Origin of the sequence: Shewanella woodyi ATCC 51908 (assembly GCF_000019525.1) — a bacterium.
Lineage (GTDB): Bacteria > Pseudomonadota > Gammaproteobacteria > Enterobacterales > Shewanellaceae > Shewanella > Shewanella woodyi.
In genome coordinates, this window is record NC_010506.1 from 5,519,960 (window position 1) to 5,545,143 (window position 25,184).

Here is a 25,184-nt window from a genome sequence, read left to right on the forward strand (position 1 = left end):
GTATGCTGTAGAGTTAACTAACTATTGGTTAAATAGTTGCTTATCTCATCAAGAAACTCATCTCCAAAACGGGTCAACTTACGCTCGCCAACTCCGTTTACGGCCAACATCTCCCCAGGACTTGTAGGCAGTATGGCCGCCATTTCAGCTAAAGTGGCATCGTTAAATACCAGATAGGGTGGCACATCTAACTCTTCAGCCAGTTTGCGTCTTAACTGCTTAAGGCGAGCAAACAGTTTACGATCGTAATTAAGTGGTGCTCGTGTACTACTACCTCGACGCTTAGTGGTGCTTTGCAGTACCATTCTTGGCTCTGCAAGCAATAACTCCACCTCACCCTTTAACACCGAACGCGCCGATGGATTCAGTTTCACAGAGGAACCACGGGTAATATCCTGACTGGCAAAACCAAGATGAATGATCTGGCGTATGATACTCAACCAATACTCATGGCTCTTATCTTTGCCAATTCCCCAAGTTGATAATTTATCATGACCTCGCTCCAACACAGTTGCAGCTTTAGACCCTCTAAGTACCTCAATCAGGTGGTTAATACCAAAACGTTGATCTAAGCGATAGATACAGGACAACACCTTCTGAGCATCTTGAATACCATTGTACTTTTTCGGTGGATCCAAGCAGATATCACAGTTGCCACAAGGCTCTAGGGCACTCTCATCAAAATAGTGCAGTAACACCTGACGCCGGCAGGTTTGTGCCTCGGCAAATGCCGCCATGGTATTAAGTTTATGAAACTCGACCTGCTGCTGAGGACCTGGTTCTGATTGCTCGATAAGATGGCGTACTCGGCCAATATCGGCTGGATCAAACAGCAGTAGCGCCTCAGACTCCAATCCATCTCGTCCAGCTCGACCAGTCTCCTGATAGTAAGACTCAACACTTTTAGGAATATCGTAATGCACAACATAACGCACATTCGATTTATTGATCCCCATACCAAAAGCGACGGTCGCCACCACAATATCGAGTTGATCTTTCAGGAATCGATCCTGAACATCAGCCCGCTCCTCTTGGGTTTTGCCAGCATGATAAGCCTCGGCATTATGACCTTGAAGTCTAAGGCGTTCAGCCACCTCATCGACACGTCGACGGCTACTGCAATAGATAATGCCACTATTACCGTTTTGCGCTGCAACAAACTGGCGCAGCTGGTTAGCAGCATTGAGCTTTTCCGCCACCGTATAGCGAATATTGGGGCGATCAAAGCTGGTTAATAATGAATATGGGGTAATGGTTAGCCTGTCACAGATATCTTTTCGGGTTGCCTGATCTGCAGTCGCTGTTAGCGCCATAATAGGTACATGTGGAAAAACTTCTCTGAGCTTACCCAAGGCGGCATATTCAGGTCTAAAGTCATGGCCCCACTGTGATATACAGTGTGCTTCATCGATAGCAAAAAGGGAGAGGTTCAGTTCATGAAGCCTATCGATAAAATGTCCCTGTAACAAACGCTCTGGCGATACATAGAGCAGTTTAAGCTCACCACTGTGCATCTGTTGTAAAATCCTAGCACTCTCCTCTCTTGGCTGTGAGGAGTTCAGATAAGCCGCGCTCACTCCCATCTGGATCAAGCTATCCACTTGATCTTTCATCAAGGATATAAGCGGAGACACCACAAGGGTTAACCCTGGCAACTGCAAAGCTGGCAATTGATAACAGAGACTCTTCCCCCCACCAGTGGGCATGATCACCAAACAGTCATAGCCCGAACAACTCTGCTCTATCACCTCTTTCTGCCCATCTCTGAATGTCCGGTAGCCGAAAACAGACTGCAGACTTAATGAAAGCGGATCTAATTGAGTTTGGTCTATCACTTGTTCCATTGGGCTTCAGAGTCAGAAATTGGGTTGACTATTCTAATACCAAACTGAGTAAATTGCTTGCCTATTACGCCTCATTATCTGCTGATTTTTCTACTGGCTACTTCAAGCCATTAGCCGAATAAACTCACCTTATTAATCTGATTTTATTGAGATGTTCTAATTTATCACTCGTGTATTTTGTGTTTTTTGCTTGATTAACAACCTAAATAAGGGATAGATTAATTGCTCTAATAATCGACAACAGGGAATGTAATCTCCATGACAACACCGATTCAATACGAGATCCTACAGCGAGTTGCAGAGGTCTTTGATAAGCAGGTTCCCTTTCACAATCTGCTAGGCATGGATATTAAACGATACGACCTTGATGGGGTTGAAGCAGTGGTGAATATGAAACCTGAGCTTATAGGTAATATTCACCAGCAGATCTTGCATGGTGGGGTTACAGCCACAGTGTTGGATGTTGTCGGTGGGCTCACCGCCTTTTCAGGCCTAGTCGCCAGTCGTGATGATTGGAGCATTGAAGATCTACAGACCCGACTGCAAACCTTAGGCACGATAGATCTTAGAATTGACTATTTGCGTCCCGGTAGAGGAACAATATTTACTGGTACCGGTACTGTAATACGTGCTGGCAACCGTGTTTCTGTTTGCCGAATGGAGCTTCATAATGAAAATGGCGATCATATTGCATTTGGAACAGGTACTTACATGGTCGGTTAAATAAAATGTAAGTTTAACTTTCCTGCTGTCACAAACAGCTGACACTTGTCGAATCAAGACTGAACTTGAGCCCACTGGTTATGAGGCATACAATAGCGGCCTCTCTCCTTTTGTAGCTTGATTAATGCTTAGTTCAGAACAAAACAAAGGTATCGCATCCGCCATATGCGCATACACCCTTTGGGGTTTTGCTCCCCTCTATTTTAAACTCCTCGATCAAGTATCAGCGACTGAGATATTAATCCATCGAGTGATCTGGTCTTTTATTTTCGTCACCCTACTTATGATGATGTTTGGTGGCTTTTCTAGACTGAGACAGGTACTTAAACGCCCCAAACAGCTGATGGTGCTCACCCTTACTTCAGTGCTGATTGCTGGTAACTGGTTACTCTTTATCTGGGCGGTTAACAACGACCATATGCTGGATGCGAGTTTAGGTTATTTCATCAACCCTTTGGTCAATGTCATGCTGGGCATGGTGTTTCTGAGCGAGCGCTTACGTAAGCTCCAATGGCTAGCAGTTATTTTAGCTGGCACAGGTGTCTTAGTTCAATTGATCTCATTTGGCTCTATTCCCCTTGTTTCACTTGGACTTGCTAGCTCCTTTGGCTTATATGGATTATTAAGGAAGAAGGTTAATGTGGATGCAAAAACAGGACTGTTAGTGGAAACTGCGATTCTATTTCCCATCGCTCTACTCTACCTTTTTGCTAACTTTGGTGACTCAATGACAAACTTGATGAGTAATGAGCTATCGCTCAACTTGCTATTGATGGCAGCTGGAGTGGTCACCACAATCCCGTTACTGTGCTTCGCAGCAGCGGCGGTAAGGATCCCGCTATCTATGCTGGGCTTCTTCCAGTATATCGGCCCAAGTATTATGTTTATCATGGCCATCACTCTCTATAATGAGCCGTTCGACCTTGAGAAAGGGATCACCTTTGGCTTTATCTGGAGTGCCTTAATCATCTTTACTATTGATATGTTTTACAAAAGAAAACCTATCAAACAGTAAAATTATGATAAAAATAAAGCCCCATAATGGGGCTTTGTCTTAAATACAGCACAGAGATTAATCAAACTTATAGCTAAACTGCAGAGTCGCCGTTCGCCCAGGTTCGGTGTAAACCACGTAGCCACCAGGGGTAAAAGGCATATCATAGGAGCTGTTGATCGTGATCTCATCAGACAGATTTTTTAATATTAAACCTAGCTGCCAATCAGAATTAGTATTGATCAAGGCGATTTGTGCATTGTATTTAACAAACGCCTCCTGCTCTGTGAATGGGTTGAGATCGGCATTGGTAAAGTAACTGGATTTAAACACTGTCTCAGCCATCACTCTAATATCATAATCACTGCTAAGCTCACTGCGATACTCAAGCCAAGTACTGCCTGATACCTTAGGTGACAGTGCATTGGGTTGACCGGAAAGATCACAAGAGCTGCCATTAGCTTCAATATTGGTTGAGGTCTGACTTAAACTGGTAAAGCATTTTGCTCCACTAAACTCATCCCAGCTAAAATCAAGCAAACCTAAACTACCAGACCACATCCAGTCATCAGCAAATGCCCAGCGACCATCTAACTCTAAACCATATGAGGTTGCTTTAGCGCCGTTTTCCACAAAAAAGCCTGTATTGCCATCAAATGTTGAGGTTTGCAGGTCGCTAAACTCCATATAAAACAATGCTAAATTAAGATCTGCAGCGCCACTATCTAAAGTAAGCTTACTGCCGATCTCATAGGACAAAACAGATTCATCATCAAACTCGAAGTTCTCGGGAAGATTCGCTCTGGCATCAAAGCCACCAGACTTAGCTCCCTTAGCAACACTGGCGTAAAACATCGCATCCTCCAGTTGATACCTTACTGAAAGAGCAGGCGTGAAACTCTCCTCAGTTCGCTCTGCTCGGATACTATGATCCGCTCCAGTTCGATAAATAGGGTTGGCGATATTCTGTGTATTGCTACCAAGTAAAAGAGGATCTAAATAGGGATAATCAGCGCCTAACATCAAGCTGTAAACTGAGCCTGGAATAGCGGGAAGCCCAAATTGATCCAACGCGGGTTTAAGCGCAGGGGGGGTAATTAAGGGCACTTGGGAGATAGGCTCACCAGATACCAGATCCACCAAGGTTAGATCCCGAGACCCCTCTTTCTCCTCATGGGTATACCTAAGCCCCAAGCTTGCACTCCAGTTATCATCTAACTGCCAGTCAAACTTACCAAACACACTCATCACCTCAGAGTCAGTCCCGAACTGTCGCACACCATCAAACTGCAGTGCATAAGCTAGAAAATGTTCATCATAGTTAAGCTCAGAGTCTTGATAATAGGCTCCAAGAATATAATCAAACGTCTCCCCTCCCTGTGATGCTAAACGAAGCTCTTGGCTAAATTGGTCATACTCTTCATCACTGACACTACGAAAAAGTAAGGGACGTGGGGTTCTATCACCATCATTTGAGGTATCTACCTGATAGGATTGCCAACCGCTGATAGCCGTTAACGTGTGCTCATCAAGTTCATACTCTATCTTTAAGGTTTGATGACTTGCCGTAAACTCCCCCCCTTCAACCTCACCTAAACTAGGTGTTGTTTTTGCTGATGCCAGACTAACACCATAATCACCTAAACTCGCAGCAAGCGCAGGGTTCGCAGCAGCCAAAGCAGGCTCTAATATGCCTTTAGTATTACTGTCACCAACAAACTCATCTTTGTCTTCTTGTAACTTGAGATCGATACTTAACCTATCTGTTGGTTGCCAAGCTAAAGATAATCGTCCCAACAATGTTTCATGTTGCACTTCATTTTGCTCTGTCACGCTATTGGTCATATAGCCGTCACTGTCTACTGCTCTAAATGCAAAACGCGCCTGAAAATTGTCGGCCAAAGGACCAGAAATCGCTCCCTCAAACGTTAACCCTTGATCCGTCATGTCATAGTTACCATTAAGGTAACCGCTGAAGTAATCGGTCGGTGCCGCAGTGGTCAGATTAAGCGCCCCTGCAGTGGTGTTCATACCAAACAGGGTTCCTTGAGGCCCCCTGAGTACCTCCACCATCTCAAGGTCGAGAAAGGTGCTACGCATCAAGTGCCCTCTGCCACGGTAGATCCCATCAACATAGGTTCCTACCGTCTGCTCAAACCCTTGGTTTGGCCCAGAGCCCAGACCACGCATGTAGATATTAAACCCCTGACCTGATTGGCTCACACTGAAGTTACCAATACGGCTCGATAACTCCTCAGTGTTGCTGATATTCATATCCTCTATCGCCTCTCTACTGACCGTAGCCACTGAGAGAGGCACCTCTTTGACACTCTGAGTACGCTTTTGTGCCGTGACAGTGATCACCTCAAGCTGCCTTTCACCCACATCACTTGCGCTTGTCTCATCATTTGCATATGACACCAAGGGGGCTCCAATCAAGGCACCAACAATCAATTTCGATAACAATGTTAATCGCATAGTTACTCGCATAATCCACTCTCTTTCTTCTATTTTTAATCGTTATTGGAATACGCAGATGAATACAACTAAACCCCATCTGAAAATAGGCTCACTCTCCCCAGTGAGCCATACCCGTTAAATACAGGGAAATACTGCCTCAAACATAGAGGGCATCATGTAATGAGATTTAGGAAAATACTCCTGCATCACAGCTTTCTCATCACCTGGTTTCAATATTTTCTGTACAGCATGGGGGAAATCGGGCGAGGCAAGTAAGTTACGGATCTGCACTACCGCCATATCCTCATCACCTAGACCATCACCATCTTCAGCCATCTCCAGCCAAGCCACACCACACTCCCGCTTAGCATTTCGAGGGCGATCTTCCTCTCGAGAGACCACTATCGTGTAGTAACCGTTTTTATCCAAGGGGACCTCTTCATCGAATAGGCAGTCTGTCACTCGGGTATTAGCAAAACTTTGATTCGAACAGATAGACCAGTAGCGCAGATCGGCATCAGCATGTTTACGCTCCCCATAAAATGACTTACTAATATTGGGCATCTTGGCGCGAAGGACTAATACCTTGCCAAACTTTCGATTCACTATGGTACGAATATAGTTGTTATCCAAGTTGGGGTAGAACCCCCCTTCAGAACGTCGCCCCATCTTCACCTTTTCACCTGAATACATAGAGAGTAGAAACTCTCGATCATATTGGATATACCAAGAAGATGGATTAGTTGCAGGCCAAGTGGCTGGTTTATCAGCTTGATCCCTAAGAGCCACGTATTTCTCAGCACTGATATTTAGTGCATTAGGGTCAATTTTAAGTTGCTGACCAGTTTTTAGTGCCGCGCATGCTTCACCACCACGTAGCCGCTTACCGTCACTTAGGGTTAATACAGGCTCAGGTAGAGGCACACCACCTGTTATCGAAGCCTTCTCATCAGGCAGATAGATCCGATAGATTAACAACTGCTGATCTTTGCGGTAACTCGGCGCATAGATATCGGTACGAACTGTATTACGCTGCATCACACCGCGCTCAATTTGTGGCGGCATCCCCGTTTGAACAGCAATGCTGTAACTTCGCTCTTCAGCCTGCCTATCAGCCCCAGTTTGGTAGGGGTTAGTGTTATTAAGTTTAGGGGCAATAAGGTAATCAGCCACAGAATCTTGTGGTCTTCCACGCTCATCGTAACTGATTAAAGATTGGTATCTTGCATGGGCAAACTCACCATCAACCTCCAACTTAGCCCCTTTAGGAATAGTAAAGGTTGCCGCCCAATAGAAGACATTGGCATCAGGGTAAGCTACGTTAATATAGGGGTCAGCACTAAAAGGACCTCGGTTCCAGAAACAAGATCTAGGCCCCTCGATATCAGCAGTCGGCTTCTCATAATCCAGTGGTTTAGCTTGAATATTCATGCTTGCACCGGCGAGTAAAAAAACAGATACCCATTTAAGGCGTTGCGTGTTTATTATATTAGCGATCTTGTAAGTCATCTTTCTCCCCATCGGAGATGAAACAGAGATGTTTCAGTTCCGTAAATAGATTTAGATTATTAACCTAGACGATAAAGAGAGGGGCAATTGTCGCCAAATAGACAATCTTTAAGAAAATATAGCCAAGAGGAGTTAACTAGTTTTCTAGCCTACTCCGGGGTTTTTAGTGTCTGTAGTCAGGATGAAATCGACTATATTCTGAGCCAATTAAAGACTAATAAATATAAAAATGAGACAGTTATAGCCCATAGGGAAGATGTGGGAGATCAAGTTAGATTTGTTATCAATGGCAGCTTAAATATTGTTGCGACCAGCTTAGATGGCAAGGAGGTAAGATTTCCTCCAATTGGTCCTCAACGTTGGGTTGGCTGGATCTCCTGTTTCGATAATCAAATACTCTCCCACGACTGGGTTGCTACGGCTAAATCTGAGGTGATCTCAGTGCCAGGCGCAGTGATCCGCAAGCTGTGTGAAAATAACCCCGCCCTCTACCCAAAGGTGATGACAGAGATAAACAGACAGTTCAAACTGTTAATGAGCTGGACTGAGTTTGTCAGCCTACACTCACTAACCGCCAGAGTCAGGATGTTGGTCCAAATTTTAGCGCAAATTAGTGCTACCCCAATGGATGACCAGCCCGGATGGTTACAGGTCGATGTCACCCAAGAGCATCTTGCTTCTTTTCTCAACCTCTCACGCCAGACCGCCAATAAACTACTTGTCGAGTTAGAAAAAGAGCAGATCATTAGCATCGGTTATCGAAAAATTTTAATCAATAGCGAGAAGCTGCCTAATCTCGCCAGTTAACGAAATTTGCTTAAAGCCCTAAAGCCCTAAAGCCCTAAAGCCCTAAAGCCAAAATTTTAGACTTACGTTGATAGTTATACAGCTGCTTCTTCTTATCTGGTAACTCATCCACCTCAACAATTTCGAAGCCGTGTTCTAAAAACCAATGGATACTACGAGTCGTTAAGGCAAACAGACGGGTATAACCACGTACTCTGGCTTGACCTATGATGTTCTTGAGCAACAGACTCCCTCTGTCAGCGTCGCGGTATTCAGGATGAACCACTAAACAGGCGAACTCACCAGCACTGTCCTCTTCAAAGGGATAGAAAGCCGCACAGCCAATCACTAAGCCATCACGCTCAATCAGCATAAACTGCTCAATCTCCATCTCAAGCTGTTCACGAGAGCGGCGCACTAAGATCCCCTTCTCCTCAAGTGGACGGATAAGATCGAGTATGCCACCAATATCACCGATACTCGCTCTACGTAGCCTCTCAGCACTTTCAGTCACAATTTGAGTGCCAATCCCATCTCTGGAGAAAAGCTCTTGCAGCAAAGAGCCATCATCTAAATAGCTAACAAAGTGACAGCGTGAGACCCCGTTACGGCATGCATCGATACTGGCTTTTAAGAAAGCTTTAGTACCGACACAAACACCGCTTTGAGCATCAATATGATTTAAGATCGACTGCGCTTCATTTGGCATTAGCTCGGCCAACACTTCACCAGCGCTATCTAGTATCCCTTTTTGAGAACTAAAGCCGATCATCTTATCTGCCTTAAGTTTTACTGCAATCTGAGTTGCAACCTCCTCGGCAGTGAGATTAAAACTCTCTCCCGTCACTGAAGCAGCAATAGGACCCAAAAGCACGATACCGTTACTGTCGAGCTGGGTCTTCAAACCTTGAACATCGATACGTCTCACCTTACCGCTCAAGCAGTAATCGACACCATCATCAACCCCTAAAGGTTGTGCGATAACAAAGTTACCACTGACCACGTTAATCTGTGCCCCTTGCATAGGTGTGTTGCTCAGGCTCATGGAAAGTCGCGCTGTGATATCGAGTTGCAAGCCTCCAACAACTTGCTTAATGACCTTAAAAGCCTCCTCTTCAGTAATGCGAACCCCATTGTAATACTCAGGAGTTATCGCTCGCTCAGCCAAGGCTTCATCAATTTGCGGACGAGCACCATGAACAAGCACCATCTTAATCCCCAGACTGTGCAACAACGCAATGTCATTAATGATCGAGCGAAACTGGTTTTGAGCTAAGGCTTCTCCCCCTAACATCACAACAAAAGTCTTTCCCCTATGAGCATTCACATAGGAGGCTGAGTGACGAAATCCTTCAACAAGTTCTGTGGTACGCACACTAATATCTCACTTAAGTCATCATTATTCGGCTTACAGCATGTACTGTAATAATAAATCGATAATATTGCATTTTAATTCACTTTAACAGCATTTATTATCACTTTGAACATTTAAATAAACAACTTCAAGGATGAGCTTTAATAGGAGGCTAGTCGCGATAGAGCGGGATACCACTAAACTGAATATTTTTTCACAAAGGTAGTAATACCAATCAGTATAAAGATTTGATCGCTCAGCGAGAGTTTAGCGGTTCTGAGGTAAGGCAACGAGTGAAGAGCATAGTTATTCTACGGTCAAGCTCGTTAACACAGCATCAGAACCGCTAAAACTCGCCTGTAAGGAGTGTTTTTGGCTGCCTACTTCTGCGTTGAATGAACTCACAAGGGAAAACCATTCCATCATCCATTCGCCTTGAATTAGCTTGCCAAAAGACACTCTGAGTAGATCAACTTCTTATACTGATTGGTATAAGTAAAAGTAGAAATTTCAGGCAAAAAAAAGCCCCTTTATAAGGGGCTTTTTAAGAAAACTAGCTATCAAGTAATTACTTGATTTTAGCTTCTTTGTACATAACGTGCTGACGGATAACTGGATCAAACTTCTTGATCTCCATCTTTTCAGGCATGTTACGCTTGTTCTTTTCAGTGGTGTAGAAATGACCAGTTTTAGCGCTAGAAACTAGCTTGATCTTCTCACGATTACCTTTAGATTTAGCCATGGTTTATTATACCTTCTCGCCACGGGCACGAAGTTCAGCAACAACAACTTCAATACCTTTCTTATCGATTATACGCATACCTTTAGTAGAGATACGTAGCTTAACGAAACGCTTTTCACCTTCTAACCAAAAACGGTGATTTTGTAGGTTAGGTAAAAAACGACGACGTGTCGCGTTTTTCGCGTGTGAGCGGTTGTTACCAACCATTGGTTTCTTGCCAGTTACTTGGCATACTCTTGACATGTCAAACTTCTCCAAAACAATATATATAACGCTCGAGCATTAATGTACCTCGAATATGGCCGTCGCCTGAGGCACACAACAGAGGGCGCATTTTATACAGGATCTAAAAATAAAGATCAAGGGATAGTTAATCTATCCATCCCCGCTCTGCAAATGAAACTATCTCGCGATCGCCTACAACCATATGGTCTAACAAGGAAACATCTATGGTTGAGAGCGCACATTTCAATCGCTCAGTAATTCGCCTATCGGCGTGACTTGGCTCCGCAACTCCTGATGGATGGTTGTGGCAGACAATCACAGCCGCGGCCTTTTTTTCTAGTACTAAGCTAACTACATCACGAGGATATACCGAAGCTGAGTCTATGGTGCCACGAAATAGTTCAACAAACTGAATCACCCTGTGCTGGCTATCCAGTAATAAAATTGCAAAAACTTCATAGGCACGATCACGCAATTGTCTCATTAAATAGTCCCGAGTTAAATCAGGATCACTCAATATTTTTCCTCTTTTTAAATTTTGCGCAGAAACTCGACTACTTAACTCTACTGCCGCGCGCAGTTGAGCAAATTTGACAGGTCCCATTCCAGATAAACGACAAACTTGAGATTGCGAGGCCGCTAGCACCTCTCTAAGGCCACCAAACTCATTGATTAGGTTTCTTGCCAGCTCAACAGCATTTAATCCCTGTGAGCCATTTCTGAGGAGTACAGCTAAAACTTCAGCATCAGACAGTTGTGATACGCCAAACTTGATCAATCTATCCCTAGGGCCTTCACCATCTGGCCAGTCTTTAATTCCCATCACGACCTCCCTGTGTGACTAATCCCTGAGTATGGCTTAGATTACAAAACTTGCACTCTCATACTTAGAAGGTTCTGTTTACTGCAAATCAACTCAACTTAATCTTTGTTTTCATATTCTGATTTTTTGAAACTTGTATCCTCTCAACCCATTGCTTTGTGCTATCTTAAGCGCAATTTCTGTTGTGACGATAAACAACATTTCTTATTGAGCCATGTTATGAACCAGAGTCAGAATAAAAGTCAGGTAACCAAAAATGTCTTGCTCGCCATTGGAGGCGGAATTGCAGCCTACAAGTCAGCCGATCTTATACGCCGCTTAAAAGAGCGCGGGTTTGATGTGCGGGTTGTCATGAGTCAAAGTGCAAAAGAGTTTATCACCCCCCTGACTTTGCAGGCCTTATCAGGGTACCCTGTCGCTTCAGATCTACTGGATCCTGCTGCAGAGGCTGCCATGGGTCATATTGAGCTGGCTCGGTGGGCCGATCTGGTTGTTGTGGCCCCTGCGACTGCTAATCTAATCGCACGTATCAATGCAGGTATGGCCGATGAACTTATCACCACAACCTGTTTAGCTACAGAGGCTCCTGTGGTTATCTGCCCAGCCATGAATCAGCAGATGTACCGCAATCAAGCAACCCAAGATAATCTAGCAAACTTAACCAAACGTGGTTTAACGATCTGGGGACCAGCATCAGGTAGCCAAGCGTGCGGTGAAGTAGGCCCAGGTCGTATGCAAGAGCCTCTGGAAATAGCCCTGCAAGTAGAACAATTTTTTGCACCTAAATTACTTCAGGGAAAATCTATTCTACTCACCGCAGGACCAACTCGAGAAGCGATAGATCCTGTTCGCTACATCTCAAACCACAGCTCAGGAAAGATGGGCTTTGCAATTGCCGCTGCCGCAGCTGCTATGGGCGCCGATGTCATCTTAGTCGCAGGCCCTGTGCACTTACCAACACCCTCAGGTGTTAAGCGTATCGATGTGGAATCGACTCAAGATATGCTCAGCGCCGTTATGCAGCATGTTGATACTCATGATATTTTTATCGGCTGCGCTGCTGTTGCCGATTATCGCATCGACCAGGTAGCCGAAGATAAAATAAAAAAATCAGCACAGGATATGCAACTTGCACTCGTTAGAAATCCTGATATCTTAGCCACGGTTGCCAGCCACAAACCGCGTCCCTTTACGGTCGGCTTTGCCGCCGAGACTAAAGACGTCGAGCATTACGCCAAAGATAAACTTATCAGGAAAAAGCTCGACATGATTGCGGCAAATGACGTGTCTAACCCAGCTCAAGGGTTTAACACAGAGCAGAACGCACTTAAGGTCATCTGGGCCAACGGACAGCAAGACCTGCCAACCACTGATAAGCAGATATTAGCAGGTCAACTACTCACATTAATTGCGGATCAACTAGCCCTTTTAAAAGACGACAAGTAATGAAGACACCGATTGAAGTTAAAATCTTAGATTCTCGGATTGGATCTGAATACCCTCTGCCTGCCTATGCGACACCAGGCAGCGCAGGCATGGATCTGCGTGCCATGATTGAAACCAGCCTTAGTGTTGCGCCGGGTGAAACCCGTTTAATCCCAACTGGAATATCCATCCATGTTGCCGATCCAAGTCTCGCTGCTGTCATTCTTCCACGTTCAGGACTAGGTCATAAACATGGCATTGTACTGGGTAATCTGGTCGGCCTTATCGATTCAGACTATCAAGGACCTCTTATGGTCTCTTGTTGGAACAGGGGTGATAAGCCATACACCATAGAGATAGGTGATCGTCTGGCACAATTAGTCTTTGTTCCTGTAGTACAAGCCGAATTTAAGCTTGTCGATGAATTTGATAATTCACTGCGTGGTGAAGGTGGCTTCGGTCACTCAGGTACCAGTTAGCTACACAGCAAAGCCCATGGAGCGGATTAAATAACTCGCTCCATTACATTAAAAAAACATAAGAGTGACCTCGCCAGAGCACGTATCTACTGTGCTGGCGGAGATATCACCTAGCTCCAGTTGTATAGAGTCAAGGAAAAACAGATGGCTGCAAGCCCAAAGATCAACCGCCGCGAACATATACTCCAATGTCTAGCCACTATGCTAGAAACCAATCCAGGACAGAGAATCACAACAGCAAAATTAGCAGCCGAAGTCGGTGTATCTGAAGCCGCTCTTTACCGTCACTTTCCAAGTAAAGCGAGGATGTTTGAGGGATTAATCGACTTTATTGAAGAGTCGTTACTGTCGCGCATCAACCTCATCATGGATGAAGAGAAGGACACCATGAAGCGTTGTCAGCATCTGCTACAACTACTATTGATATTCGCCGAGCGTAACCCGGGGATCTCACGCCTGCTCAATGGCGATGCACTTCTCGGTGAACATGATCGCCTCCGTAGCAGAATAGGACAGATATTCTCTAAAATTGAGACCCACCTGAAACAGATCCTGCGCGAAAAAACACTCCGTGAAGGCAAAGGTTTTAATCTAGATGAAGCCATCCTGGCTAACTTACTGCTGGCAGTCGCTGAGGGGCGTATCTCTCAGTTTGTTCGTAGTGAGTTTAAACAAAAACCTACCACACACTTTGAAGAGCAGTGGGTATTTATCCAGCAGCAACTGCTACAGAGTTAAATAACTAACACTCAGTGATATTATTTGTGACGGCGATATGTCGTCACCTCTACCAAATACCTGAACACAACTAAATTTTTAACATCCATTGAATCTCTACAACTTTTCCCTTACCTTGAGCACCAAAGACAAGTGTTAACACTTTTATACAAGGCGTTACAAGGAAGTTATATGACTTTAATAAAATTAATAACTATCACGCTACTGGTCGCTATTGGTTTGCCGCCTCAAGCCAATGCAGCAGATAAGTTAACTCCCGAACAGCTATTCAGCCGAGGGGCTGAATTTACTGACGTTAAGATATCGCCCGAAGGTGATTACATCAGCGCCATCACTAAACATGATGGTAAAAAGAAACTGCTTATTCTTGATTCAAAAACCAACAAACTTACTCATGCGGTATTTTTTCCTGGTAATGCACAAGTTCGTGACTATGTTTGGGCTAATGATGAGCGCATTGTGCTTCAGATAGAGCATCTCAAAGGCTGGCAAGACCATCCGCTATATTATGGTGAACTATTTGCAGTCAATGCCGATGGCTCCCGACCAATCTATCTCTTTGGCCACAAAAGCGGTGGTCAGCAAACTGGTTCACATATAAAACAAAACACGCCGATGCGAGCCACAGCTTACATCCTAGATCCACTCCCTGAAGATAAAAAATATATACTAATTAAAGCACTCCCATGGGGTCACGGAGGAAGCAACTGGCAAGAAAACACTCAAAAAGTTTTCCGAGTTAACCTCTACAGTGGCAAACGTAAAAAAATAGCCAGCGCCCCTATCCCAAATGCAAACTTTCTCACCGATAATGACGGTGAAGTACGCTTTGTCAGTGGCACCAGAGATTATATCAACTATGAGCTGTTTTACCGCCAAGACAGTAAATGGGTAAACGTCGATAAGCTAACCCACAACTTAAATAACCTAACTCCTATTGCATTTACTGATGATAAAGACAGTCTCTATGTCACAGGTAGTGAGTCCGGTAAGCCTGAAGGCGTCTACCTTCTCAATATCAAAACAGGTGAGCAGAAGTTAGTAAGCCAAGATAAGGTGGTTGACCCCAGCAATATCTGGATTAACAAGACCAGTAAAAAACTCTATGCCGTTGAGTATGAAAACGGCTATCCAGAATATGAGTTTATCGCCCCCAAAGATCCATCGGCTAAATACATTAAGCAGCTACTGGCATCACTACCCGGTCATCAAATACATCTGGTCAGTCAAACCAACAATGCTGAGAAGATGATAATTAAAGCATTTAACGATCGAAACCCTGGCGATTACTACCTATTTGACTCCAAAGCAGTCAATCTTGCCTATCTTTTCTCAGAAAAAAAATGGCTAGATCCGGATCAGATGGCAGATGTAAAGCCCATCAAGTTCACCAGTCGAGACGGAATTGAGATAAACGGCTACCTGACACTCCCCTATGGCGTAGATGCTAAAAACTTACCACTTGTGGTTAACCCACACGGCGGCCCCCATGGTCCAAGAGATTGGTGGGGATTCGACCCTCAAAATCAACTGATCGCTAGCCAAGGTGCTGCTGTACTTCAGGTAAACTTTCGTGGTTCAGGTGGTTACGGAGCCGATTTTGAACATGCTGGTCATCAAAAATGGGGCACGAATATTCAATATGACATTATTGATGCCACTAAATATGTCATAGAACAAGGGATAGTGGATAAAGAGAGGGTTTGTATTGCGGGCGGAAGTTTCGGTGGCTACTCAGCGCTGCAAAGTGCCATTATCGAACCAGACCTCTTTAAGTGTGCAATCGGCTTTGCAGGCGTCTACGATCTACCACTTATGTTTGAAGAGGGCGATATCCAAGGAAGACGTGCAGGAGAGCGCTATTTAAAGCAGGTTTTGGGTGACGATCCACAAGTGTTGAAGGCTATGTCTCCAACCTATAATGTTGATAAGCTCAAAGCCAAGCTACTACTGGTTCATGGTGGTGATGATGAGCGCGCCCCTATCGAACAGTTTGAAGCATTAGAGGAAGCACTCAAAAAGCACAACTATCCCTTTCAACAGCTAGTTATGGATGATGAGGGTCATGGCTTTTATAACGACGAACACAGAGCCAAATATTTTGCTGAGATGATGGGGTTCTTAAAAGAGAATCTTAAGCTATAACCCTATAAAACGTACTGAAAAGCCGATGGCCACCATCGGCTTTTTTTCTTATCTAAACCTGCTTTTATGGTGTATATTTACACCAAATAACGGTATCCTCCGTTCTCTCTGAATTCATGCGAACAGTTGCCACTCTACATTTTCCGTTTTATGTGAGATAACTAGCTCTCCCTAAGAGGTTCGCAGTCTCTGGACAAAAGATACCGAATATCACCACTTATTATTATGGTGGAGGAACTTATGACATCAAAAGAAGCAATCCTAAGTGAGTCTGCACAGCTTGTTCAGGCTGCGCTATTGGAGCGTGGTTTAGAAACACCGATGCTACCGAGCGAGTTCAGCGCCGAAGATCGCAAAGTTAAGATTGAGCAACATATGCGTGAGATCTTAACTTTGATGTCTCTTGATCTCACTGATGATAGCTTGGCAGATACCCCAAAGCGTATCGCTAAAATGTATGTGGATGAGATCTTCTCTGGCCTAGATTATGCCAACTTTCCAAAGATCACTGTCATTGAAAATAAGATGGGATTCGATGAGATGGTTAAGGTCAATGACATCAGTCTAACCAGTACTTGTGAACATCATTTAGTGACCATAGATGGACTCGCCAGAGTGGCTTACTTGCCACGGAAAAACATCATAGGTCTATCGAAGATTAACCGTATTGTGCGATTTTTTGCCCAGCGTCCTCAAGTTCAGGAGCGGCTAACACAACAAGTTTTAGTCGCCCTACAGACACTGCTCGAAACTAAAGATGTCGCCGTTAAGATGGACGCGGTTCACTACTGCGTGAAATCCCGCGGCGTGATGGACTCAACCAGCTCAACCACAACCACAGCATTGGGTGGCATTTTTAAATCCAATCCAGCGACAAGAGCAGAATTTCTTAGTAACTAAATTTAAAAGAAGGTACTAGGTTCTAGGACGCTTCGCTCCGAGAGCGGCCTTCGGCCTGCTAGGTAAAGCAAAAGACCGAAGACGGAACACTCGCAGGCTCGTTCACAGATAACAGAACGGCCTTCGGCCTTACGGTAAAAGTCATAAAAAATGCCGCGATTATATTTAACTATAACAGCGGCATTTATCTTTTCAGTAAGCGTAGCGTTCCGTTATCCGTGAGCGCAGCGTTCAGTCATCTGTATGCTTTAAATCCCATACTGATCGCGATAAGCACTAACAGATTCAAGCTGAGCTTCCATACCAGGCTTTTCAGATAAGTAGTTGATCAAATCGCCTAGCTTAATAATAGAGACAATATCACAGCCGAAATCACGCTCAACTTCCTGAATAGCAGAAAGCTCGCCTTTACCTTTCTCTTGACGATCCAGCGCAATTAACACACCGGCAAGCTTAGCTTCATGGGCGGCAATAATCTCCATCGACTCACGAATAGCGGTACCAGCAGTGATCACGTCATCAACCAACATTACACGGCCTTTTAGCTCGCTCCCTACTAGGCTACCGCCTTCACCGTGATCTTTCTTCTCTTTACGGTTAAAGCAGTAAGGAATATCGATATCATGATGCTCACACAGAGCTACAGCCGTTGTCGTCGCAATCGGGATCCCCTTATATGCAGGGCCAAAAAGTAGATCATGCTCAATACCAGAATCCACTAAAGCAGCAGCATAGAAACGACCAAGGCGAGCCAGATCACGCCCCGTATTAAACAGGCCAGCATTGAAAAAATAGGGGCTTGTACGGCCTGATTTTAACGTAAATTCGCCAAATCTAAGTACCTGACGCTCTAATGCAAACTCGATAAACTCACGCTGATAGGCTTTCACAATCTCTCCTTAAAAATGTAGGGGTAACTCTTGTTCAATTTCACTTACAAAAAGGACCCCGTAGGGCCCTAATAACAAAAACAATGATTAGCTCAATGCAGCTTTCTGTACATCAACAATCTCACGAATACCGTGCTTAGCCAGCTCAAGCAAGCTAAGAAGCTCTTCATGGCTAAACGGCTCACCTTCAGCGGTACCTTGAATCTCGATCATCTTGCCAGTTTCTGTCATCACGACATTCATATCGGTTTCAGCTTCACTATCTTCGATATATTCGAGATCACAGATAGGCTCACCTTTATAGATACCAACACTAACCGCGGCAATCAGGAACTTAAGTGGGTTATTCTTCAAAATACCTTTGCCACGAGCCCAGTTTAGCGCATCAACTAGCGCAACGCAGGCACCTGTAATCGCTGCAGTACGCGTACCGCCATCGGCTTGAATCACATCACAATCGATCACTATGGTATTTTCACCAAGTGCCTTCATATCCACAGCTGCACGAAGAGAGCGACCAATAAGACGTTGGATCTCTTGAGTACGGCCAGACTGCTTACCGCGAGCCGCTTCACGATCCATGCGGCTATGAGTAGAACGAGGCAACATGCCATATTCAGCCGTTACCCAACCTTGGCCTTTTCCTTTTAGAAAACGTGGCACCCCTTCGGTGAAACTTGCAGTACACAGCACTTTAGTTTCGCCAAACTCTACCAAAACAGAGCCTTCAGCATGGGCTGTAAACTGACGTGTAATTGTCACTGGGCGAGATTGTGCTGGCGTTCTGTCATTTGGGCGCATAGGAAATTCCTGTATTCATAAATCTAATGGCAATTGAGCTACATGATTTTGAGTGGGTGATTTTGGATCGATATTATAGGGGGTTGTGCCCTTGGATGCCACGATATTCCGATCCATAACGTAAAGCTCGCCGAGATTACTTTGACGCACAAGTTTAGGGGTCTATAATCCCTGTTCACTTTGCCGTTTTAAACAAATTGGAATACAGACCCATGATTCAAAGCATGACAGCCTACGCTCGAATCGAGCACAAAGCAGAATGGGGCACAGCCTCTTGGGAAATCCGTTCAGTCAATCAGCGCTATTTAGAGACCTACCTGCGCCTGCCAGAACACTTCCGAAGCCTTGAACCTCTGCTAAGAGACCGTCTGCGTAAGCGCCTTAATCGTGGCAAAATTGAGGTGAATCTAAGATACGATCTTGCTGATAATAAAAACAGTGAGCTACAGCTAAATCAAGACTTAGCAAAGCAACTTGTCAATGCAGCCAACTGGGTGAAACAGGAAGCGGGTCAAGGTGAATTAAACCTAGTTGATATCCTAAAGTGGCCTGGCGTTATGTCTGGCAGCGAGCAGGATATGGATGCTTTAGGCAAAGAGCTACTTACCGCTTTTGATAGTGCTATCGATCAATTTATCGAAGCCCGTGGCCGTGAAGGTGAAGCGATTAAAACCATGCTACAAACCCGTCTCGACGCTATCGTTGAGCAAGTGGCTATCGTTCGTGAACATATGCCAACCGTCATGCAGTGGCAACGTGACAAGCTAACCAATCGTCTAGCTGAGATAACAGGTGAACTCGATCCAGCCCGACTCGAACAAGAGATGGTTATCCTAGCGCAAAAAATGGATGTTGCCGAAGAGATGGATAGGCTCGATGCCCATGTCGCCGAAACACAACGCATCCTCAAAAAAGGTGGCGCACAAGGCCGTCGACTCGACTTTATGATGCAAGAGTTCAACCGCGAATCAAACACCCTAGCGTCTAAGTCAATCAGTGCAGAAGTGACAGCAGCAGCGGTAGAGCTTAAGGTACTTATCGAGCAGATGAGAGAACAAATTCAGAACGTGGAATAACTACTTCTGAGCTTGTGAAAGTCGCTTTAAAAGACAAGCAGTAAAATATTAGAGAGCCCAGCTAATGCTGGGCTTTTTGTTTGCCCTTTTGGAGCATTGTTGTAAGCCCCTAATTTCTTAGACACTTATATTGTTTCTCAAAGTACTGATTTTCGAACTGCGCATCAAAAAGTGTACCTTGTTACACGTTTAAAGAGCGCAACCGCATACTTTCGCTAAATGTGTACGATCATTCTCTTTTAAGTAAAACAGTTGCCACCCGCGCCAATGGTGTAGGTTGTTACACTTTCATCTTGATTCATGACATACAAAGTACTAAAGTAACCATAAGTACACTTTCAATGGCGGTAACATGGTCACTCAACTCAATCCAAACACTTTAGGCAAACGAATCAAAGACCGCCGAAAGGCCGCGAACATGACTCAGGAAGTAGCCGCATCATTCTGTGGTGTTACCAAGAAGACCTTGATCAGAGTCGAAAAAGGCGAAGATGTATACTTTTCAACGATAGTGAAAATCCTCAATGGCCTTGGTATAAAGTTGACCTTCGATACTCCCAATAGCGAAAACAAATTAGGTGGCAGTAATGAGTGGTTCTAACTTTCACACACTTGAGATGCACTTTAGAGGCAGGGTTATTGGGACGATAGGTTTTGACATAGACACTGAACGATTCTCTATCGAATACACTAAAGCTTGGCAGGAAAATGGTTTTCCTATTTCACCAAAGCTCCCACTTGATGGCCAAGCTAATAGTTCTCAAATTTCCATTTATCTGACTAACCTACTGCCCGAAAATAAAGGGCTTGATCACCTTATTGAAGCCCTAGGTATTGCCAAAAGTAATACATTTGCTTTGATCAAAAGCATTGGATTCGATACCTCAGGTGCAATATTGTATCTGCCTGTGGCCACCAAGCCACCAGTAACCTCTTTTACCCCAATTAGTAAAGCAGATCTTATCAAGCGAATCGAAGATCCTGAACATTGGCCGATGGAAGTCTGGGACGGAAAACCACGCCTTTCCGTTGCAGGGGTTCAATCAAAATTAAACCTGTTCCACACCGACACAGAATACGGATTTGGTGAAGGTGAGCTGTGTTCAACCCACATCATTAAATTTGAAAAAAGCAATCAGCAGCACCTCGTACTCAACGAATTTATGACCATGACACTTGCCGACCTCATTGGTATGCAGGTGGCCAAAGTAGAGATATTGCCAATAGGGAAATACAAAGCGTTATCCGTCACCCGCTTCGATCGCATGTACGATCCTGAGCGTCATATTGTAATGCGTCGTCATCAGATCGATGCATGTCAAGCTCTGGGCTTTTCCGTCGCAAGAAAGTATGAACGATATCTTGGTAGTGGTCGTGACGTACGAGACATCCGTGAAGGAGTAAGCCTAGAAAAACTGTTTAGTATCGCAGAGCACTGCGCTAACCCTGCACAAGCCAAGTTTGACATGCTTCGCTGGACAATCTTTAACTTACTCGTCTGCAATGCGGATTCACATGGCAAAAACTATTCATTCTATGTCACTCCGAATGGGCTTGAACCGACCCCATGGTATGATCTTGTCAACGTGCAGATGTACCCTGATTTTGATCAAGAGCTTGCTATGGCTATTGGGGATGAGTTCGAGGCTGATAAGATCCACGCCTACCAATTAATGACATTTGCTGAAGAGTGCGGCATTAAGCAAAACATACTTGAATTAACCCTCAAGCAACTAGCGAAAGCAATTATCGGTAACCTGGATAAAGCGGCAAACCAAGCTGGGGAGCTTACGGATGCAGAATCCGAGTATGTTGGAGCTTACAAAGCAACGATTCAAGCACGATGTGAATACTACCTAACTCAGGTTGAAGAAATGAAGCACATTGAGCTATAGCGAAGTAACAACGCTAATATCAACACCATGCTACAAACCCGTCTCGACGCCATCGTTGAGCAAGTGGCTATCGTCCGTGAACATATGCCAACCGTCATGCAATGGCAACGTGACAAGCTCACCAATCGTCTAGCTGAGATAACAGGTGAACTCGATCCAGCCCGCCTTGAGCAAGAGATGGTTATCCTAGCGCAGAAGATGGATGTTGCCGAAGAGATGGATAGGCTCGATGCCCATGTCGCCGAAACACAACGCATCCTCAAAAAAGGTGGCGCACAAGGCCGCCGACTCGACTTTATGATGCAAGAGTTTAACCGCGAATCAAACACTCTAGCGTCTAAGTCAATCAGTAGCGACGTCACCGCAGCAGCGGTAGAGCTTAAAGTGCTAATTGAGCAGATCCAGAACGTAGAATAATCTGTCCAATGTTCGAGCAGCAATCACAACCAGAGATATGAAAGAAAAATCAAACAAATGAAGCCCACTAGGAATGCACAAAGCTAAATAGCTGCAGTAGTACTTTCTTTAATTCTCGAGTAAACAGCTATTTACCTCAACGAAACTTGATAACCTACTAACTAGAAACACTAATCAATCCGAAAATCTGGTGATAATCTTTGCCAATGGTTTTGCAAAGCTTCTTTATGCTCATTCAGCATTGGCAGTTCTTCAAGCATCTCAGGCCACATAGAGCGAGCCTTCTCCATCGTATCTAAAAGATGTGGTTTAATTGCTACCCATGGAACACCTACACTATTTGACCAATTTTCAAAATGCTCCATTGTCATTTCATACCACTGCTTAGATTTTGTCATATTCAAAGCAAGGTTATCATGCTCAATATATGGGGCTGTGAACACCACATCATAGAGCGGCGACAAGCGAGGAGAACGCTGATCTTGGTAGATAATGGTCCAGTTCTTTAAATGAGCATCGCCATTACCCAACAGTATATTAATCAGTAATCTTCTCGCCATTTGCTGCACATCATCTAAGCGATCATTACTAGTACGAAATAACACCTGCCCTAGCTGTTCATAATTAACTTTCTGATATTTATCTGAAGGGTATAAGCCGAAGATCTGAGCAAAATCTTCAGTATGCACTCGTCCTTCATGAGTACGATCAAAACGCTTTATACCATAAGCATATGTTTCATCGGGGAGCCTGATATTCGGTAGGCCTTCTAATTCATCGAGTTTAATCAAACGTATCTCTGGAATATTAGCACCAGCGGCTTCGGCTAACCTCATACAGGTATACTCATTAACAGACACACCTTTATGCACCGTTGAAGGCGTTTTAATAATCCACATATCTTCAGAGATTTCCTGATCAATGTGATAGTGCCCATCTACATGAGAAGATGAGAATTTCATCTGCACACCAGCAAGTGAGAATTTAGTATCTGCATGTTTAACGTTAATCTGCTGTGGCTCAGTAACTAAACGTTGCTCTAATGCCCAACTGGGCATATCTCCCGCCTTAATTGGCAACGCCACTAATGCACCTGGTAAATTAGTCCCTAAATAGGCCAAAATCGAGAACTCATTATTCACGTGACATTGAAGCGCTTTCGCCACAATCTCTCTTAAGATCCCCTCTGGTAATAAATTCGATAATACAGGGGGGATCTTTTCACTGCGGATTTGAGGCTTATTAAAATAATTAGGATCTTGAAGCTGCCTAAGTGTCAGCACTGGTCGCTCATGCTGACACATTGCAATATATACAGGGTTAAAACTAAGTATGTTCTTCCCACCAGCATAATGAGCAACAACGCCAATATCGATACCGTGTAGCTGAATATTCAACCCTTCAACTTGTTCTATTTGTTTGCTCATTTTTGATCCTCAGATCCAAACCAAAACCCTAAATCATCTGAATCATCTTCTAGCGATTCAACACTGGCATCGCTAGAAGCGGCCTCTAATTTCGGTTGTTGAATATTGCTTTCTTTAGGGGCAATGGTTAATTCCATATTCAAACCATCTAGAACACGTAACAGAGTAGACAACTTCATATCGCTACCTGCTTCGATACGCTGGTATTGCTGCTGCTTCATACCAATGCGCATATACATATCTTTTTGTTCCATCTGAAGCTGTTTACGTCGAGATGAAAGTAGTTTGGAAATTTGCTCAATCGTCATCACACCCAACCTTAAACAATAAAAAAGTTGTACACAAACGCATAAACAACATATTAGTTGTAAATAGTACCATAAACAACTTATTGGATGTATTTGACTCGTAGTACAACTTAAGAGTTGTATCGATACTTTAAGACTCGATAGTCAAAGCTTTTAAACTTTGGCAAGGTAGTTATGAAATGAAGCAAACTCTCCTTCACTGATAAACCAATCAGTGAGTATGTTGGAATAATTGAGAAAGTAGTAAAGCTGCCTTATCGGTAATATGTATAGATAATCGCATTTTCTATACATATTCGCCGTGACATGTATAGATTGAAGCATTTTCTATATATGTGACTAGATTGCCCATCCCACATGTCGATAAAAAGGCATTATTTAAACATGTATATTTTACATGTCGATAGAATCAACATAAAAACCAACTACAACACCTTTAACATCGGCTTTTGTGGGTAGGGGCAAGGAAAATCCCCGGGCTTAACATCGAGAAAATCATCAGGACTAATGCCACTACCAAAGCGGTAAAGGATGTCATGGATAAAACGATCTACAGGAAAAAACTCATGTTTTTTCCCACGATTCCCCCCTACTTTTTTAGGCTGCTGGTTAATGAAATGACTCAACTCCCACGCCTCCTCGCTGTCAAAACAGCTTGGATTGTAATCATCAAATAGTGAGCGTAGATAGTACTGTATCTCTGAAATGTGGGTTGCTATGCTGCGATCTAAGTTACGAAAAACATGAACCTTAGTTTGATCAAAATACCACTCTATGTTGTCGAGCACCTGCATACCGTCATCATCGTTTCGAATAAAGCCATTAGCCCTAAGACAGCCAACGGTGTGAAGTTTCCACTGGTTGTAAAAATCTTGCTGTAGCTGCTCCCAGTCAGGTTTCAGAGGATAATGAGTCATCATGCAGTAACGACTATTGGACTCCATAAACACCACCAGCCAACTGCCGTCATCATAGGGTTGCCAATGACGACCCGTTAACTGAATCACCTGCCCTTGCCAGCTCACACGATTAGCATTAGTAGTAATGGGTTGTACACCTGGGTTATTACCCTCAGCATCGGTTATCCGCTCAAATGGCTGTTTCAACATTTTGCACATAGAATTGGATAAACTTAAAAATAGCGCCATCAATGTTCACCAAAGTAGAATAGGTTTACCAAAATTACTCTTAACTTTAGCGATATTTACAGCTAACTCAACACG

Annotated in this window: 23 protein-coding genes and 1 pseudogene; 12 read left to right on the top strand and 12 right to left on the bottom strand. The window is 44.1% G+C overall.

What is annotated here, in order from left to right:
- Positions 1-17: 17 nt before the first annotated feature.
- Positions 18-1,844 carry a DNA helicase RecQ gene (gene recQ / locus SWOO_RS23355; RefSeq protein ID WP_012327128.1) on the bottom strand — a complete coding sequence of 609 codons (1,827 nt, stop codon included), beginning with the start codon at positions 1,842-1,844 and terminating at the stop codon, positions 18-20.
- A gap of 258 nt (positions 1,845-2,102) precedes the next feature.
- Here recQ and SWOO_RS23360 point away from each other — a divergent pair, with 258 nt between their 5' ends.
- Both SWOO_RS23360 and rarD read left to right on the top strand, forming a co-directional pair.
- Positions 2,103-2,567: a thioesterase family protein gene (locus SWOO_RS23360; RefSeq protein WP_012327129.1), complete on the top strand. Its 465-nt coding sequence runs from the start codon at positions 2,103-2,105 to the stop codon at positions 2,565-2,567.
- Positions 2,568-2,691: 124 nt separating this feature from the next.
- The gene (rarD, locus tag SWOO_RS23365; protein WP_012327130.1) at positions 2,692-3,582 is read left to right on the top strand and encodes an EamA family transporter RarD; all 891 of its coding nucleotides are present in this window, start codon (positions 2,692-2,694) and stop codon (positions 3,580-3,582) included.
- Positions 3,583-3,639: 57 nt separating this feature from the next.
- Here rarD and SWOO_RS23370 read toward each other — a convergent pair whose 3' ends face one another.
- Both SWOO_RS23370 and SWOO_RS23375 read right to left on the bottom strand, forming a co-directional pair.
- Positions 3,640-6,051 (bottom strand): TonB-dependent receptor, encoded by a 2,412-nt coding sequence (locus SWOO_RS23370; protein ID WP_012327131.1) that lies wholly within the window; start codon positions 6,049-6,051, stop codon positions 3,640-3,642.
- A 105-nt stretch (positions 6,052-6,156) separates the two neighbouring features.
- Entirely contained in the window at positions 6,157-7,530 is a 1,374-nt protein-coding gene (locus tag SWOO_RS23375; RefSeq protein WP_012327132.1) for a hypothetical protein, read from the bottom strand.
- 87 nt (positions 7,531-7,617) lie between these two features.
- Between SWOO_RS23375 and SWOO_RS23380 the strand changes: the two genes are divergently transcribed.
- On the top strand, positions 7,618-8,337 hold the full coding sequence (locus SWOO_RS23380) for a Crp/Fnr family transcriptional regulator (RefSeq protein WP_012327133.1): 720 nt from the start codon (positions 7,618-7,620) through the stop codon (positions 8,335-8,337).
- A gap of 34 nt (positions 8,338-8,371) precedes the next feature.
- Here SWOO_RS23380 and argA read toward each other — a convergent pair whose 3' ends face one another.
- From argA to radC, 4 genes are all read right to left on the bottom strand, one after another.
- The gene (argA, locus tag SWOO_RS23385) at positions 8,372-9,691 is read right to left on the bottom strand and encodes an amino-acid N-acetyltransferase (protein ID WP_012327134.1); all 1,320 of its coding nucleotides are present in this window, start codon (positions 9,689-9,691) and stop codon (positions 8,372-8,374) included.
- Between the two features lie 547 nt (positions 9,692-10,238).
- Entirely contained in the window at positions 10,239-10,412 is a 174-nt protein-coding gene (gene rpmG, locus SWOO_RS23390) for a 50S ribosomal protein L33 (protein WP_011494790.1), read from the bottom strand.
- 6 nt (positions 10,413-10,418) lie between these two features.
- Complete coding sequence (rpmB, locus tag SWOO_RS23395) at positions 10,419-10,655, bottom strand: 50S ribosomal protein L28 (RefSeq protein ID WP_012327135.1); 237 nt, start codon at positions 10,653-10,655, stop codon at positions 10,419-10,421.
- 127 nt (positions 10,656-10,782) lie between these two features.
- Positions 10,783-11,460, bottom strand: coding sequence for a RadC family protein (gene radC, locus SWOO_RS23400; protein ID WP_012327136.1), 678 nt, complete (start codon positions 11,458-11,460; stop codon positions 10,783-10,785).
- Between the two features lie 219 nt (positions 11,461-11,679).
- On the opposite strand from radC, the gene coaBC reads away from it, so the two are divergent.
- The 5 genes from coaBC to folE all read left to right on the top strand — a co-directional run bounded on the left by coaBC (position 11,680) and on the right by folE (position 17,147).
- Positions 11,680-12,906 (top strand): bifunctional phosphopantothenoylcysteine decarboxylase/phosphopantothenate--cysteine ligase CoaBC, encoded by a 1,227-nt coding sequence (coaBC, locus tag SWOO_RS23405; protein ID WP_012327137.1) that lies wholly within the window; start codon positions 11,680-11,682, stop codon positions 12,904-12,906.
- Positions 12,906-13,364: a dUTP diphosphatase gene (gene dut, locus SWOO_RS23410; protein ID WP_012327138.1), complete on the top strand. Its 459-nt coding sequence runs from the start codon at positions 12,906-12,908 to the stop codon at positions 13,362-13,364. Before coaBC ends, dut begins: the two co-directional genes overlap by 1 nt.
- Positions 13,365-13,508: 144 nt before the next feature.
- Positions 13,509-14,102 carry a nucleoid occlusion factor SlmA gene (slmA, locus tag SWOO_RS23415; protein WP_012327139.1) on the top strand — a complete coding sequence of 198 codons (594 nt, stop codon included), beginning with the start codon at positions 13,509-13,511 and terminating at the stop codon, positions 14,100-14,102.
- A gap of 171 nt (positions 14,103-14,273) precedes the next feature.
- Positions 14,274-16,247, top strand: a complete 1,974-nt coding sequence (locus SWOO_RS23420) for an alpha/beta hydrolase family protein (RefSeq protein WP_012327140.1) — start codon at positions 14,274-14,276, stop codon at positions 16,245-16,247.
- Positions 16,248-16,487: 240 nt separating this feature from the next.
- Positions 16,488-17,147 carry a GTP cyclohydrolase I FolE gene (gene folE, locus SWOO_RS23425; protein WP_012327141.1) on the top strand — a complete coding sequence of 220 codons (660 nt, stop codon included), beginning with the start codon at positions 16,488-16,490 and terminating at the stop codon, positions 17,145-17,147.
- 248 nt (positions 17,148-17,395) lie between these two features.
- Here the strand turns inward: folE and pyrE are convergent, their stop codons facing one another.
- A complete protein-coding gene (gene pyrE / locus SWOO_RS23430; protein WP_012327142.1) occupies positions 17,396-18,037 on the bottom strand; it encodes an orotate phosphoribosyltransferase in 642 nt (213 codons plus the stop codon).
- 87 nt (positions 18,038-18,124) lie between these two features.
- Positions 18,125-18,838 (bottom strand): ribonuclease PH, encoded by a 714-nt coding sequence (rph, locus tag SWOO_RS23435; RefSeq protein ID WP_012327143.1) that lies wholly within the window; start codon positions 18,836-18,838, stop codon positions 18,125-18,127.
- 212 nt (positions 18,839-19,050) lie between these two features.
- Here rph and SWOO_RS23440 point away from each other — a divergent pair, with 212 nt between their 5' ends.
- The 4 genes and pseudogenes from SWOO_RS23440 to SWOO_RS23455 form a co-directional block, all read left to right on the top strand.
- Positions 19,051-19,914, top strand: coding sequence for a YicC/YloC family endoribonuclease (locus tag SWOO_RS23440; RefSeq protein WP_012327144.1), 864 nt, complete (start codon positions 19,051-19,053; stop codon positions 19,912-19,914).
- A gap of 352 nt (positions 19,915-20,266) precedes the next feature.
- Positions 20,267-20,515 carry a helix-turn-helix domain-containing protein gene (locus tag SWOO_RS23445; protein ID WP_012327145.1) on the top strand — a complete coding sequence of 83 codons (249 nt, stop codon included), beginning with the start codon at positions 20,267-20,269 and terminating at the stop codon, positions 20,513-20,515.
- On the top strand, positions 20,502-21,809 hold the full coding sequence (locus SWOO_RS23450; protein ID WP_012327146.1) for a HipA domain-containing protein: 1,308 nt from the start codon (positions 20,502-20,504) through the stop codon (positions 21,807-21,809). Before SWOO_RS23445 ends, SWOO_RS23450 begins: the two co-directional genes overlap by 14 nt.
- Before the next feature lie 12 nt (positions 21,810-21,821).
- Positions 21,822-22,226: pseudogene (locus tag SWOO_RS23455) on the top strand (YicC/YloC family endoribonuclease); the annotation flags it as partial.
- A 170-nt stretch (positions 22,227-22,396) separates the two neighbouring features.
- Here SWOO_RS23455 and SWOO_RS23460 read toward each other — a convergent pair.
- The 3 genes from SWOO_RS23460 to SWOO_RS23470 form a co-directional block, all read right to left on the bottom strand.
- Positions 22,397-23,653 carry a type II toxin-antitoxin system HipA family toxin gene (locus SWOO_RS23460; RefSeq protein ID WP_012327148.1) on the bottom strand — a complete coding sequence of 419 codons (1,257 nt, stop codon included), beginning with the start codon at positions 23,651-23,653 and terminating at the stop codon, positions 22,397-22,399.
- On the bottom strand, positions 23,650-23,961 hold the full coding sequence (locus SWOO_RS23465) for a helix-turn-helix domain-containing protein (RefSeq protein WP_012327149.1): 312 nt from the start codon (positions 23,959-23,961) through the stop codon (positions 23,650-23,652). Before SWOO_RS23465 ends, SWOO_RS23460 begins: the two co-directional genes overlap by 4 nt.
- 425 nt (positions 23,962-24,386) lie before the next feature.
- Positions 24,387-25,070, bottom strand: coding sequence for an amino acid adenylation (locus SWOO_RS23470; RefSeq protein ID WP_229377270.1), 684 nt, complete (start codon positions 25,068-25,070; stop codon positions 24,387-24,389).
- Positions 25,071-25,184 lie beyond the last annotated feature (114 nt).

Excerpts from the sequence above, each read along its gene's own strand:
- rpmG (WP_011494790.1), bottom strand. The coding sequence starts at position 10,412 with ATGGCTAAATCTAAAGGTAATCGTGAGAAGATCAAGCTAGTTTCTAGC.
- dut (WP_012327138.1), top strand. The coding sequence starts at position 12,906 with ATGAAGACACCGATTGAAGTTAAAATCTTAGATTCTCGGATTGGATCT.
- SWOO_RS23465 (WP_012327149.1), bottom strand. The coding sequence starts at position 23,961 with ATGACGATTGAGCAAATTTCCAAACTACTTTCATCTCGACGTAAACAG.
- SWOO_RS23370 (WP_012327131.1), bottom strand. The coding sequence starts at position 6,051 with ATGCGAGTAACTATGCGATTAACATTGTTATCGAAATTGATTGTTGGT.
- SWOO_RS23450 (WP_012327146.1), top strand. The coding sequence starts at position 20,502 with ATGAGTGGTTCTAACTTTCACACACTTGAGATGCACTTTAGAGGCAGG.
- folE (WP_012327141.1), top strand. The coding sequence starts at position 16,488 with ATGACATCAAAAGAAGCAATCCTAAGTGAGTCTGCACAGCTTGTTCAG.
- SWOO_RS23460 (WP_012327148.1), bottom strand. The coding sequence starts at position 23,653 with ATGAGCAAACAAATAGAACAAGTTGAAGGGTTGAATATTCAGCTACAC.
- SWOO_RS23420 (WP_012327140.1), top strand. The coding sequence starts at position 14,274 with ATGACTTTAATAAAATTAATAACTATCACGCTACTGGTCGCTATTGGT.
- SWOO_RS23375 (WP_012327132.1), bottom strand. The coding sequence starts at position 7,530 with ATGACTTACAAGATCGCTAATATAATAAACACGCAACGCCTTAAATGG.
- rpmB (WP_012327135.1), bottom strand. The coding sequence starts at position 10,655 with ATGTCAAGAGTATGCCAAGTAACTGGCAAGAAACCAATGGTTGGTAAC.
- SWOO_RS23440 (WP_012327144.1), top strand. The coding sequence starts at position 19,051 with ATGATTCAAAGCATGACAGCCTACGCTCGAATCGAGCACAAAGCAGAA.
- slmA (WP_012327139.1), top strand. The coding sequence starts at position 13,509 with ATGGCTGCAAGCCCAAAGATCAACCGCCGCGAACATATACTCCAATGT.
- rph (WP_012327143.1), bottom strand. The coding sequence starts at position 18,838 with ATGCGCCCAAATGACAGAACGCCAGCACAATCTCGCCCAGTGACAATT.
- radC (WP_012327136.1), bottom strand. The coding sequence starts at position 11,460 with ATGGGAATTAAAGACTGGCCAGATGGTGAAGGCCCTAGGGATAGATTG.
- SWOO_RS23360 (WP_012327129.1), top strand. The coding sequence starts at position 2,103 with ATGACAACACCGATTCAATACGAGATCCTACAGCGAGTTGCAGAGGTC.
- rarD (WP_012327130.1), top strand. The coding sequence starts at position 2,692 with ATGCTTAGTTCAGAACAAAACAAAGGTATCGCATCCGCCATATGCGCA.
- SWOO_RS23445 (WP_012327145.1), top strand. The coding sequence starts at position 20,267 with ATGGTCACTCAACTCAATCCAAACACTTTAGGCAAACGAATCAAAGAC.
- SWOO_RS23470 (WP_229377270.1), bottom strand. The coding sequence starts at position 25,070 with ATGTTGAAACAGCCATTTGAGCGGATAACCGATGCTGAGGGTAATAAC.
- coaBC (WP_012327137.1), top strand. The coding sequence starts at position 11,680 with ATGAACCAGAGTCAGAATAAAAGTCAGGTAACCAAAAATGTCTTGCTC.
- recQ (WP_012327128.1), bottom strand. The coding sequence starts at position 1,844 with ATGGAACAAGTGATAGACCAAACTCAATTAGATCCGCTTTCATTAAGT.